Source organism: Neobacillus sp. 114 (assembly GCF_030127045.1).
Classification (GTDB): Bacteria; Bacillota; Bacilli; order Bacillales; family Cytobacillaceae; genus Neobacillus; species Neobacillus rhizophilus.
This window is the reverse complement of sequence record NZ_CP126144.1, coordinates 6,077,545-6,090,244: the sequence shown is the minus strand read 5'-3', so window position 1 is coordinate 6,090,244 and position 12,700 is coordinate 6,077,545. Positions and strand designations below refer to the sequence as shown.

The window sequence follows — 12,700 nt, the reverse complement described above, 5'->3', positions numbered from 1 at the left end:
GATTAGGAGAAACCACAGACTACTCGTTGCGGCTTTAGCGAAGCGAGAATGTTTGTGTGTTTTTTTTTTTGACTTCTTTAGAGGAAAGGTTGGGATTCTTTATGCAACATGTATTTTCTGCTTTAAGTCGTAAAGATCATCTAAAAAGAATGACTGTTGAGGATTATGATGTACTCGTTATTGGTGGAGGAATTACAGGAGCGGGAATAGCGCTGGATGCCCAAACTCGTGGGATGAAAACGGCGTTAATTGAGATGCAGGATTATGCGGCGGGCACATCAAGCCGATCAACAAAGCTTGTCCACGGAGGACTGCGGTATTTAAAGCAGTTCGAGGTGCGGATGGTTGCTAAGGTTGGGAAAGAGCGGGCAGTGGTCTACGAGAATGGTCCGCATGTAACGGTTCCGGAATGGATGTTACTGCCGCTCTATAAAGATGGGACGTTCGGTGTGGCCACGACATCACTTGGATTAAGGGTATACGATCGACTTGCTGGAGTTAAACGCGATGAACGGCGAAAGATGCTTAGTCTTGAGGAAACTCTCGAAAAAGAGCCGCTATTGAAAAGGCATGGTCTGAAGGGAGGCGGATATTATGTGGAATATCGGACGGATGATGCCCGACTGACGATCGAGGTGTTAAAGAAAGCGGCTGAAACAGGGGTTAATGCAGTAAACTATGCGAAGGCTGAAAAATTTATTTATGAAGGTGGTAAGCTCGTAGGTGTTAAGGTAAGAGATGTGATGGATGGAGAGCTTTATACGATTAAGGCACGAAAGATAGTGAATGCAACCGGGCCATGGGTAGATAATCTACGTAAACTCGATCAATCATTGCAGGGTAAAAAGTTACGACTTACTAAGGGCATCCATCTTGTATTTGACGGAAATAGGTTTCCGTTACGACAATCGGTATATTTCGATACCCCGGATGGACGGATGGTGTTCGCCATTCCACGAGATGGTAAAACGTATGTCGGTACCACAGACACCGATTACACAGGTGACATAGCCAATCCACGAATGACAATCCAAGACGAGAAATATTTAGTGGATGTAAGCAATTATATGTTTCCAGAATTAAAGCTGACGGTTAGTGACGTGGAATCAAGTTGGGCAGGGCTGCGGCCGCTAATTTACGAGGAGAACAAAGCGCCATCGGAAGTTTCACGGAAGGACGAAATAATCTGCTCGGCCTCCGGTATGATTACAATAGCAGGTGGAAAACTGACTGGGTATCGAAAGATGGCCGAGACGGTAACGGATCTTCTCGATAGGGAACTAAGATCCGCTGGACATGGACCATTCGCTCCATGCTCAACACTGACGTTACCGATTTCTGGTGGTGATGTGGGAGGAGCGGCGAAGTTCCCAGAGTTTGTACGTCTCATGATAGAGCGGGGAGAACGGCTTGGGTTAACTAGAAAGGCAGCTGAAACGCTGACTTGCCGATATGGTACGAATGTTACGTCGGTTTATGATCATGTGATCGAGTATATTAGGGGTGGTGAACAGTATGGTCTTCCAGCAGATGTGTACGCTGCCCTTATATATGGGATTGAGGAGGAAATGGTGGTCAAGCCTATCGATTTCTTCATCCGTCGAACAGGAGCTGTGCTCTTCAACACTAACTGGGTGGAGCAATGGAAACAAGGTGTCATTTCTGTTATGGCTGATAACTTAGGATATAGTGATAAACAGGTTGAAGAGTACACGAGGGAGTTGAATGTGGAGCTTAGTGGAGCGGTTGAACCAGTTGGGGTTTAAAAAAGAACCAGAGGGACTGTTCTGTTGGCTAGTCGACGGTGCCATTGTTGGATCTAGTTTAAAAGTATCCAGCGATCCGTCATCAGCTGTTAGTTTGGAAAAAGTGAAGAGTTTAGTAGAAAGCATTTAATAGGGAGGACTGTTATTACATATGTTACCGATGAAATTAGCAGGAGAATACCTTATTTTTGGGGAAAATTCATTAGAATATTTGAAGCAATTACAAGGAAGTCAGAAAAGAGCACTGATTGTCCTTGGTGGCGAATCGATTAAGAAGACCGGCTATTTACCTAAGATTGAGGCTTATTTAAAGGAAGCAAATTTTAGCTTTGATTATTTTACCGGTGTAGAGCCTGACCCATCCTTCCAAACGGTGCAAAGAGGGGCTCAAAAATTGTTGGTGTTTCAACCTGACTGGATTATTGCAGTTGGCGGCGGTTCTGTTATGGATGCAGCCAAGGCAATGTGGGTATTTTACGAATATCCAGAATATAAAACGCTGGCAGATATTTGTCCGCCTAATCGAATCCCGCCTTTACGTAAAAAAGCGAAAATGTGTTGTATACCGACAACTAGTGGATCTGGCAGTGAGGTTACCCGTTCTGTTGTCATTACTGATACAGAAACACATATTAAACACGGCATAGGCGATATGGAACTGATACCGGATATCGCGATTTTAGAGCCAGGGATTACTGCATCTGTTCCTCCGGCCTTTACTGCAGCTACGGGAATGGACGTATTAACCCATGCTTTGGAGGCGCTTGTATCCCGTCGGGCTAATATCGTAGCAGATACGCTGGCAGAAAAAGCAGCACTGGATGTATTTGAGTATTTACCACAGGCATACCGGGAGGGAAGTGATTTAGTAGTACGTGAGAAGTTACTTCTTGCTTCTTGTTTAGCTGGTATGGCTTTTACGAACGTCTCGTTAGGGATTGTTCACAGTATCGCACATGCGGTTGGAGGGAAATTTGGTGTTCCACATGGTTTGGCAAATGCCATTATCCTTCCGTTTGTAATTGAATTCAATTCACAAGATATTAAGGCTAAAAGTATTTATAAGAGTTTTGCTGCAAAAGTTGGAGCTGAAAATTTAGCAGACGCTGTTCGGGTATTAAATGAAAAACTTGATATCCCTGGGAATCTTAAAGCAGTGATTCATCAAGATGATTATTTTACTGCTGCCATTCCAGAGCTTGCCGAATTAGCAAGTAAAGATAGGTGCACGAAAACGAATCCTTTGACTCCAACTGTTGAGGAATTTAAGGAGATTATTGAACAAATCTATTTTGGTGTAAAAGTAGGTAGTCAATCATAACAAAAGCAATTTGCTACTTGTCGTACGGCTATCCCTCCATTGAAAAAACACTGGAAACCGTGGATTTTTATGTGGAAGGCGGCTGCAATATTATTGAGTGGATATTCCTGCCGATAATCCTTTTTTAGATAACGAGTTTGTTGGTGGGAGAAGATAAAGGGGGCTTGACAAATGCAAAATGAGCTTACTTTCAAACATCCTCTCCTTGATGAGAAGGGACATGTCATTGAGTCCGGCTGGGCTCATGATCTTATATTGGAATACAATAGGGAAAATATCAACGCCCCTATCGATAATATCAAGGAATGGGATTATTACTATGTGGGAAATAAAAGCTATGGATTCAGCTTTTCCATTGCCAATATAGGAACGCTAAGGGCGCTATCAGTAAAATTTATGGACTTTAAAAACAAGAAATATTATATAAAAAATTCTTTCTTCCCAATGGTAGAAGAAAAATATGAGATGCCCTTAGACAGTAAAGGTAATGTTGAATTTGAAAGTGAAAATGCACGGTGCCGTTATATTCGTTCACCGGAAACCCATTGTATTGAGGTTAAATTTGAAAATTTTAAGGATGGATTAGTTATAGAAGGGAATATCACTCTCACTATTCCAGAAACAGAGTCTATGGTGATTGTCGTTCCGTTTGATGAAGATCCAACCATGTTTTATTACAATCAAAAAATTAATTGTTTGCATCCAGAAGGTACAGTAAAAATAGGTGATAAAGAGTATCATTTATCATCAGATGATTCTTTTGCAGTTCTGGATTGGGGAAGAGGAGTATGGCCTGAAACTAGTACTTGGTACTGGGGCAGTGGAAGTGGCTGTATAAATGGTGTGGATTTTGGTTTCAATATTGGCTACGGATTTGGAAATACTTCCGCCGCATCTGAGAATCTACTTATCTATGATGGAAAGGCGCACAAACTTGATCAGGTAGAATTTCATATTCCTGAGAGCTCATACACAGATCCATGGACTATCTCATCCTCCGATGGAAGATTTGAGATGGATTTTATACCGGTACTGGATCGTCATTCTGATACTCCAAGGGACAAATATCGGTCAAATCAGCATCAGGTTTTCGGAAAATTTAGTGGAAAAGCTGTTCTGGATGATGGCACTGTACTTGAGCTGTCCGATTTCATGGGATTTGCAGAGAAGGTTGTTAATTCCCTTTTGTAATAGTAGGTGGAAATAAATGCATGAATTTTCCCATGTTGAAAATTAACTAAAGTATGTAAATTTGATTTAACAAGTTAATATTTTTGGTCGGGATCGGAGAACCACAAATACAAATGTTAGATAAAACATGGATTATTTGTGGTTTTTTTCTATTTTGTTTTAAGAAATGATAATACTAGAAGGAAGTAGATACGACGTCAACTACATCAAGCATAAACGTGCACAAACTGTAACAAAATTTCAAAATGAAATTTTACGATTTACTTGTAATCGGTGGAGGGATTACTGGAGCGAGAATTTCCTTGGATGCTACAAAACGCGACTTAAAAACAGGGTTAGTGGGAGATGCAAGATTTTTTGCTACTGGCACATCAAGTCGTTCAACAAAACTAGTCCACGGGGGCTTGCAATATTTAAAACAATTCGAAGGCGATCTTGTCGCTGAAGTCGGGAAAGAACGTAAGATTGTTTATGAAAATGCGCCACATGTAACAACACCGGAATGGATGACGCTCCCCTTATAATGATTGGCAATGGAATGGTACTGGCCATCCTGTTTCTTAATCGGTTTATTGCGGAGACCGAGTCCCATCAGGACCAGACAGAACTGATCTTATCTCTTGGAGGAACACCTAAACAGGCCGTACACACCCAGTTGATGACCTCCATCAAAGCAAGTATGATTCCGACCATTGAGAGTCAAAAAACGATTGGGCTGGTTCAGCTTCCTGGAATGATGAGCGGTCAATTCCAGCTGCTCGTGCTGTTCCTGCTTTTAACGACAGCATCCATCACAAGTATCATGCTTGGGTTCTTATCTTACCCAACGATATTTAACAAACGCATGCAGATAGTGAGAGGTAAATAAAAATGGGATGGTGCCTGGTGATGTACGGGGACGGTTCTTCTGCCTCACTTTGTGAGGAGGAAGAACCGTCCCTGTGTGAACACATGGTGCCACTGTCACTGCCCGAATTTTGTCGAAAATTGATAGATTTATATGTGTGAGTAGAGTGTTAAAATAGAGTTGCAACTGAATATTGTTAGGGTGGCTTGGTTGTCGATCTTCTGTTCCTGCATTTATTGGGGAAGGGAGGTGATAATCATGGAAACCGTTCTTGAATTCATTCGTGAAATTCTGAAGGGAATTGTGCGGGAATTAACGGCGCATTTCTTTCGTAATAACGTCCTAGAAAACAAGACACCACCCTCACGCCGTCGCAAGCAAAAGGGTGGTTCGCACAAATAATAGACACTGACAACCACCACCCTGACGGTAGCAGTTGCAGGGAGAAGTGTTACCAGCACTTCTCTTTTTTAATTATATGTCTATTATATAGAAAAATATTCATTATGGAAAGTGAGTCTATTTGCTATGGGGTCAGACCCCCACTAAATTTTTATCAAAGTGTTAACGCAAAGCATCTTACTCGAGGTCAATATAACACCCCATACGTTCCCAATATGTCATTCCCATCAGCGGAATGATGATTGGCAATGGAATGGTGCTGGCTATCCTATTTCTTAATCGGTTTATTGCGGAGACCGAGTCCCACCAGGACCAGACAGAACTGATCCTCTTTCTTAGAGGAACACCTAAACAGCCGTTCACACCCAGTTACCCAACGATCTTTAACAAACGCATGCAGTTAGCAAGAAGTAAATAAAAAACAGCAATAAAAAAGGAGCTTCAAGGCAGATTACTAGAGGTTTATACTGGAGGATATTAAATGACTTTAAAATACAAATGTTTAATCTTAGACCACGATGATACAGCGGTAAAAAGCACTCCAGATATACATTATCCATCCTTTGTAGAAGCTCTTAAAAATTTACGACCAAATGATGAACCTATTACCCTTGAAGAGTTTGTTAGATCCTGCTTTAATCCAGGCTTTTCTTCTTTATGTAAAGATATTATAAAATTTACAAACGCAGAGCAGCAACATCAGCAAGAGGTATGGAAAAAATATACTGAATCAACTGTACCAGACTTTTATGAGATGTTTACTGAAACAATCCAAGAGTTCAAAAGACAAGGTGGAATTGTGACGGTTGTTTCCCATTCTGAGAGAAATCGAATTGAAAGAGATTATTCTATCCATTGTGGATATTTGCCGGATGCAGTCTTTGGGTGGGATCTTCCTGAACATCAGAGAAAACCACATCCTTATCCAATAAAGGAAATTTTGAAACGCTTTAATCTTCAAGAAACGGAAGCACTAATGGTGGATGACCTAAAGCCTGGAATGGAGATGGCAAGGAGTTGTAATGTAGATTTTGCGGCTGCTGGATGGTCTCACAATATTCCCGAAATCAAGGAACTAATGAAATTGGAATCAAAATATTACTTTGAGACAGTAGAACAATTCAATCAATTAGTATTAGGCAAATAATTTAAAACAATAGGTGACAGGTACCATCCAGGTAGTCTGATTGTAGGTAAAGCTCTTCCACTTTCAGATACAGGGAAGGTACCTGTAACGTATTCACCACTTGGCAATTCTACGGTTTTCTCGATAAAGGGTACTCCTGTTTCAGGATGAAGGTCTCCATTTAAATGGTCGTTTCTTGTATCGAGATCTTCTACTTTTACCAACTGTTCGAAAAAAAGCCACCTCAATTGCTCCTATCTATTATTCTCTAACTAATAACAGTTGTTTCATATCTTCGTAAACTAAGGAGCTGCTTCCGCTTGCTGAATAAAAATAGATATAATAAATGCCTGCCTTTTTGGCAGCATTGACTGGTTTGTAGCCGTTATTCCATTCCTTTATGTCTTTAATCCATACGTAATCCAGGGCTTTTCCATTTGCTTTAAATCGAATGGCAGCTCGATCGTTAAGTTTTAATTCTCCCTTTATAAACTCTACCTTCATCTCCATCATATCATCACTATATTTTCTTAAGTAGGTTACCTGACCAGTAAACTTGAATCTTTTTAAGTTAAGCGCAACGTTGTTTTTGGCTTTTGTCTTGGTGGTTGCTGCTGCACGTGTTTTAGAATATGTTTCGTTAGTTAATGTCTTTTTGGATTGCATTGGTTTCTTGAAAGTGAAAAATTGGATGAGAGATAGCTTTTTCCAGGTGTTGGGTTGCCGACGGTGTTGTTTGAGCTTTTTTATATTCGATTTTGCTTCTTCCCGATACTGCGTTCTCAAGATTGCCCGTTGGTTTCGTATTTTGGATAATGATCTGGCGTCATCCATCCTAATCATCAAGCCTAAACCGCTGATGTCAAACAATGCACCCAAGAGGGAAATAACCGCAGATTCTTTCATTTTAGAATTAAACGATTTTAAAATTTCAAAATGTTTATTTGTTTTAAGATTGAAGTATTCTCTTAGGAACTCCCCAACAACATAGTCCTTATAAGAGGAGGCTTCTACTAGTTTTACCGCCATATCGTTATTCTTAACGGCCTGGCTGGTAACGAGTAAAAACAATAAATCGTTTCCAACATAGTCGCCTGCACTTAAATCCTGAAAATACTCCTTATGAAAATTGTTTATATACTCCAAAAACCTTGGGTCACTCTGTAATTCCACTAATGCTCGCTTCATCTGCAAAATCCTCCATTATATGTAAATATATCTTAACATAAATAGGGGCTTGGTACTTATTACCTATGCCTGTCATAACCCGAATTTTTTGGAAGATTGATAGAGTTTTGTTAGGGGGGCCTTTTCCTTTTCAAGCACGATATGGATTCTACCGGTTAAGATGATTCGACATTTCTCTGCTGCTAAAATACGATCCACTGAAACCTTGCGTGATGCCTCCGAATTAAACAACTCACTACAATCATCCGTTACTATTAGAAGATAGATTTTAGTGCCATTTGAAAATGTCTTGCCCTTTTCTAGGTTTATCCCCTTATAAACAAGAAACATTCATATTACATAAAGAGGTGTGGAATGAATAAATATTTTAAAAGTATTGGTTTAGTGGTCGGAGGTATTGCCGTACTTTACATTGTTCTTAAATTAATTCTATTTATTTTAGAATTAATTTTTAGGGGTGTTATAGCAGTATTTACAAGCGGAGTAATATATTTAGTGATTCTTTCTATAATTATTTATATATTCAGAAATCCTATCATAAGATTCTTCAAATCAATAAATGGTGAGCAAAGATATATAAGAAAACCCAAACCATATGTTGTCTATGTTCCTCCGAGTAAAGATGACCAGTCTTCTAATTTTAAAAATAATATTACACAATCCAAAAGTATTGGCGAAGAAAAGCTTGCTCAGCGTACGGATAAGAAGGTAAGTGGAGAAGATTTTAAAAGAGACCGAGAAAATTCTGGTGCTCAACTAGATTTTATCAATTACGTCAAATTATTATCTTTTCAGGAAACTACATATATTCTTGATACCAACTATAAGGATTTAAGCAATAAATATCAAAATGAAGCAGGATTTGGTGAAAATGGAGCAATTGAATTTGTAGCTTCTTTATTACTAATGAAATATGATCCATCTACCCGTTATGATATAAAAAAGGGAATAGAAATGGTATTCACAAATTCTTGGGGTGCAATAGATTTTAGTGACCATCTAGATATGGTTGTACATAAAAGTAAAGTCCCTTACTCCATGTGGAGTGAAGTGTATAGATACTTGAAAAATCTTACATATATTCAAAGCCATCCATGCGCAAAAAACGCTACTAAAATCTCAGAAAAATACATGGAAGTATCTGAACAAATACTAACGATTAGATATACATCGAATGGTTTATTGGATTATACAGACATTTCACAAAAGATCAATATCATTTGTCTACATATGATCAATCAAGGTGATTATGATTTAGCCAAAAAAGGGTTGGAGCCATTATTTTTTCAAATGATAGAATTTTTCCGTGAATGTTACAAAAATAGGTTATTTAGCAATAACCAATATTGGTTTTCATATTTTGAGGTACTTTCAGATTTATTGATGAATTTAGCAGTTTGTGAAGTTAACCTTGGTCATGATGGTGCTTGTGTAAATCATGCATCATTATCTGTTAAGATCTCAAATAATCCTAATGGGAAAATGGATAAAGCGGGAGAATTAATTTTATACGCATTAACACATAAAGGAAATGCCATGCTTATTCATCCTAAAGATTTGTTGAAAGAGCAAATTCCTCATTTATTCTCAGAAAAAGCAAAATTACTATATGATACAGTAATTTTGAATTAGCGTTGTATTTTCCATAATACTCAAAAGCTATGTAATTTAGATGGGCGTTAATTGGAGATTCGTCCAAATGATTTCGACATACTTCTGCTGCCAAAATCAATATAAATCCAATTGCCGGAAAGGTTCACGTAGATACTAAACAAACGTTTAGTTAAATGACAAAATTTTTGCTGGAATTAGAAGTAAAAGTCTATGAAATCAATAGTTTTTTAGCTTTTAACCAAACGTTTGAGTGAGAAAACAGTAGTAGATTCTTAGTGAAAATTAGCAGATTTCCGAGGTTGTGATACACCTGCCAGATATGAACCGCCGTAATCTGACAACATGCATTAAATTTCTCCCGAAAATTGGAGCAGAAACGTTGATATATCAATATCTAGGGGCAATCTAATTAAACGTTGGTCTGATCGACAAGCATTTTCTCCTTAACGGAAGAAAAAATCCGCCAGCGGCAAGACATTGAATCGGTTTACACAAACGTTTGTTTAGGTTGCAAAAGAGCAACAATTTGTTGAATTACCTCGAACAATTATGGTCGCGAATAATGGTGCATGGGGACGGTTCTCGTGCATCATTTTTCTTGTAAGTGAAACAAAAGAACCGTCCCCATGCCTCAGTTTTCCAAATGAGTGAACAGTCCATATTCCCTTTGGAAGCCGAGTTCTATGGTGCCGGTGGGGCCGTTACGGTGCTTGGCGAGAATGACTTCAATTTTGTTTCGTTGTGGTGAGTCTTTGGTGTAGTAATCATCGCGATAAAGGAAGGCGATGAGGTCGGCATCCTGCTCGATTTGCCCGCTTTCACGGAGGTCGGAGAGAATCGGATGCTTGTCGTGGCGGCTTTCCACGCCGCGGCTATCAACAGGCCCAAGTGATGATGTATAATTCGTTAAAAGAAACGAGCGCAATCAACGCCCAAACCTGGAATGGCGGAGTTAGGAAAGAACAGCTGACATGGCTGCGCGGTGTGCTCCAAAAAGCGGCTCAATCACAAGAAAAAGTTGTTGTGTTCTCCCATATGCCCGTTTATCCTGCGAATCAGTAGATGGCTTTGGACGTGAATCCGATCGTACGTTAACGATTCGGTAGGAGAGTTTTATCTATAATAGGTAAAAAGAAGTTGGTTGTAAAAAAATCAACTTCTTTTTGTCGTTTATTTCTGGCTCGGTTCATAACAAGCATGAATTTACATTCTATTAACGAACCTTTATGAAATCATTACATTTGTTTAATACGTGTTTTACCTTTGCTTTGTATGATGAAAAGTGTAAAGCAAATACAAACAAACAAAAAACAAACTCTGGAGGGTTGTTTCGATGAGAAAAGGTTCTGTTTTAACGATGGCTGCAGTAGGAGTTTTATCTGTTTCGATATTTACAGGTTGTTCAAATAAAAATGAGGACACAAAGAATGTCCAAGCTTCAAATCAAGTTTCCGTTGAAGACGTGATCAAGAATGCTAAACAAGAGGGTCAAGTAAACTCTGTCGGAATGCCGGACACATGGGCAAACTGGAAGGGGACCTGGCAGGATCTTGATTCCAAATATGGTATTAAACATATGGATACTGATATGTCCAGTGCGGAAGAGCTGGCAAAATTTGAATCGGAGAAAGAAAATGCCACGGCAGATATTGGCGATGTTGGCGCATCCTTCGGGCCGTTAGCGGAACAAAAGGGATTAACTCTTCCGTTTAAAACTTCACACTGGGACGATGTTCCGAAATGGGCGAAGGATGATAACGGGGACTGGATGATTGGTTATACCGGAACAATTGCCTTTTTGACCGATAAAACGAATGTGAAAAATCCTCCGAAAACATGGAAGGATCTTGAAACCGGCGATTACAAGATTGCGATTGGAGACGTGTTAAAAGCGAGTCAGGCTCAATACGGTGTGTTGGCCGCGGCCTATGCAAACGGCGGGGATGAGAAGAATATTAAACCTGGTATCGATTTCTTTGCCAAGCTGGCTAAACAAGGTCGTCTTCAAACGAATAATGTCAACTTAACGGCATTAGAAAAGGGTGAAGTAGATGTAGCTATCGTTTGGGACTTCAATGGTCTTGGGTATAGGGACCAGATTGACAAGAACCGCTTTGATGTTGTCATCCCTCAGGAGGCATCCGTTATTTCTGGATATGCATCGGTTATTAACAAATATGCCAAAAACCCAAATGCCGCCAAGCTTGCACGTGAGTATATTTTTTCAGATGAAGGACAAGCAAACCTGGCACGCGGTTATGCTCGTCCGATCCGTGAAAATGTAAAATTGCCTGAAGATGCGAAAGCAAAATTGCTGCCAAATGACATGTACAAAAATGCGAAACCCGTATCAGATCCGAAAGCATGGGAACAAGGCATGCAGCAGTTGCTTTCATTATGGCAAGAGAAGGTGTTAATGAATGTCAAATAAGCTAGCTTTTATTATGCTCGATGGTCTGCGTTATGACACCGCGATTTCCCAAATGGGCTATCTGCACCATTTGATCGAAATGGGAAAAGCATCGAGATTTAAGGTCAAATCTGAGCTTCCGAGCCTTTCCCGGCCGCTATATGAGGTGCTCTTAACAGGTACGCCGGTTTATAAAAATGGGATTACATCCAATCAAACGGTTCGGTTGTCTCATGAAGAAAGCTTGTTTCATTTAACAAACAAGGCTGGTTTAAAAAATGCGACCGCCTCTTACTATTGGGTAAGTGAATTGTATAATTCGGCGCCCTTTCATCCGATGACAGACCGAATTCAATTGAATACTGAAAAAGCCATTCAACATGGTATTTTCTACTGGGAAGACCATTATCCTGATTCCCATCTATTTTCTGATGCTAATTTTTTAATGGATCAGTATGAACCGGATTTCCTGTATGTCCACTCCATGAATATTGATAATGATGGCCATTTATTTACAGCTGATTCAAAAGAGTATCGGAATCGTGTGATTGCTGTTGATATACTATTGGCGAATATTCTTCCCAAATGGATGGAGGCAGGTTACCAGATTATTGTGACCGCCGATCATGGCATGAATCATGACGGCCAGCACGGCGGTACGACAGCAGCTGACCGAGATGTGCCATTATTTATCATCACGGATAAGATGAAGCATGGCATTTATGAAGAGGTCATTCCCCAGCTTCAAATTGCGCCTTTGGCTTGCGAGTTATTAAATATCCAGCCATCGTCAGCCATGCAAAAGCTGTCCTTTCCGAAATTAAAATAGGTGTCT

11 protein-coding genes and 4 pseudogenes are annotated in these 12,700 nt (G+C 39.8%); 13 read left to right on the top strand and 2 right to left on the bottom strand.

All coding sequences use genetic code 11. From position 1 onward, the window contains the following. The first annotated feature begins 101 nt into the window (after positions 1-101). The 9 genes and pseudogenes from QNN06_RS29740 to QNN06_RS29700 all read left to right on the top strand — a co-directional run bounded on the left by QNN06_RS29740 (position 102) and on the right by QNN06_RS29700 (position 6,674). A complete protein-coding gene (locus tag QNN06_RS29740; protein WP_284036610.1) occupies positions 102-1,766 on the top strand; it encodes a glycerol-3-phosphate dehydrogenase/oxidase in 1,665 nt (554 codons plus the stop codon). Then, entirely contained in the window at positions 1,726-1,896 is a 171-nt protein-coding gene (locus QNN06_RS29735) for a hypothetical protein (protein ID WP_284036609.1), read from the top strand. Before QNN06_RS29740 ends, QNN06_RS29735 begins: the two co-directional genes overlap by 41 nt. A gap of 21 nt (positions 1,897-1,917) precedes the next feature. Continuing rightward, a complete protein-coding gene (locus QNN06_RS29730; RefSeq protein ID WP_284036608.1) occupies positions 1,918-3,087 on the top strand; it encodes an iron-containing alcohol dehydrogenase in 1,170 nt (389 codons plus the stop codon). Positions 3,088-3,258: 171 nt separating this feature from the next. Further along, the gene (locus tag QNN06_RS29725) at positions 3,259-4,278 is read left to right on the top strand and encodes a DUF2804 domain-containing protein (protein ID WP_284036607.1); all 1,020 of its coding nucleotides are present in this window, start codon (positions 3,259-3,261) and stop codon (positions 4,276-4,278) included. Between the two features lie 245 nt (positions 4,279-4,523). Beyond that, positions 4,524-4,796: pseudogene (locus tag QNN06_RS29720) on the top strand (FAD-dependent oxidoreductase); the annotation flags it as partial. 2 nt (positions 4,797-4,798) lie between these two features. Beyond that, positions 4,799-5,146, top strand: a pseudogene (locus QNN06_RS29715) (ABC transporter permease); the annotation flags it as partial. A 237-nt stretch (positions 5,147-5,383) separates the two neighbouring features. Further along, a complete protein-coding gene (locus tag QNN06_RS29710; RefSeq protein WP_213117265.1) occupies positions 5,384-5,527 on the top strand; it encodes a hypothetical protein in 144 nt (47 codons plus the stop codon). A 147-nt stretch (positions 5,528-5,674) separates the two neighbouring features. Then, positions 5,675-5,882, top strand: a pseudogene (locus QNN06_RS29705) (ABC transporter permease); the annotation flags it as partial. A gap of 126 nt (positions 5,883-6,008) precedes the next feature. Next, positions 6,009-6,674 carry an HAD family hydrolase gene (locus QNN06_RS29700; RefSeq protein WP_284036606.1) on the top strand — a complete coding sequence of 222 codons (666 nt, stop codon included), beginning with the start codon at positions 6,009-6,011 and terminating at the stop codon, positions 6,672-6,674. 240 nt (positions 6,675-6,914) lie between these two features. On the opposite strand, the gene QNN06_RS29695 is transcribed toward QNN06_RS29700, so the two are convergent. After that, positions 6,915-7,841 carry a hypothetical protein gene (locus QNN06_RS29695; protein WP_284036605.1) on the bottom strand — a complete coding sequence of 309 codons (927 nt, stop codon included), beginning with the start codon at positions 7,839-7,841 and terminating at the stop codon, positions 6,915-6,917. 354 nt (positions 7,842-8,195) lie between these two features. Here QNN06_RS29695 and QNN06_RS29690 point away from each other — a divergent pair, with 354 nt between their 5' ends. Next, positions 8,196-9,473, top strand: coding sequence for a hypothetical protein (locus QNN06_RS29690; protein WP_284036604.1), 1,278 nt, complete (start codon positions 8,196-8,198; stop codon positions 9,471-9,473). A 613-nt stretch (positions 9,474-10,086) separates the two neighbouring features. On the opposite strand, the pseudogene QNN06_RS29685 reads toward QNN06_RS29690, so the two are convergent. Then, positions 10,087-10,329, bottom strand: a pseudogene (locus QNN06_RS29685) (DnaB-like helicase C-terminal domain-containing protein); the annotation flags it as partial. Between the two features lie 17 nt (positions 10,330-10,346). On the opposite strand from QNN06_RS29685, the gene QNN06_RS29680 reads away from it, so the two are divergent. The 3 genes from QNN06_RS29680 (at position 10,347) to QNN06_RS29670 (ending at position 12,694) form a co-directional block, all read left to right on the top strand. Beyond that, a complete protein-coding gene (locus tag QNN06_RS29680) occupies positions 10,347-10,517 on the top strand; it encodes a hypothetical protein (RefSeq protein ID WP_284038013.1) in 171 nt (56 codons plus the stop codon). 271 nt (positions 10,518-10,788) lie between these two features. Continuing rightward, the gene (locus tag QNN06_RS29675) at positions 10,789-11,886 is read left to right on the top strand and encodes an ABC transporter substrate-binding protein (RefSeq protein WP_213143751.1); all 1,098 of its coding nucleotides are present in this window, start codon (positions 10,789-10,791) and stop codon (positions 11,884-11,886) included. Continuing rightward, the gene (locus QNN06_RS29670; protein ID WP_284036603.1) at positions 11,876-12,694 is read left to right on the top strand and encodes an alkaline phosphatase family protein; all 819 of its coding nucleotides are present in this window, start codon (positions 11,876-11,878) and stop codon (positions 12,692-12,694) included. The genes QNN06_RS29675 and QNN06_RS29670 overlap by 11 nt, the downstream gene beginning before the upstream one ends. Positions 12,695-12,700 lie beyond the last annotated feature (6 nt).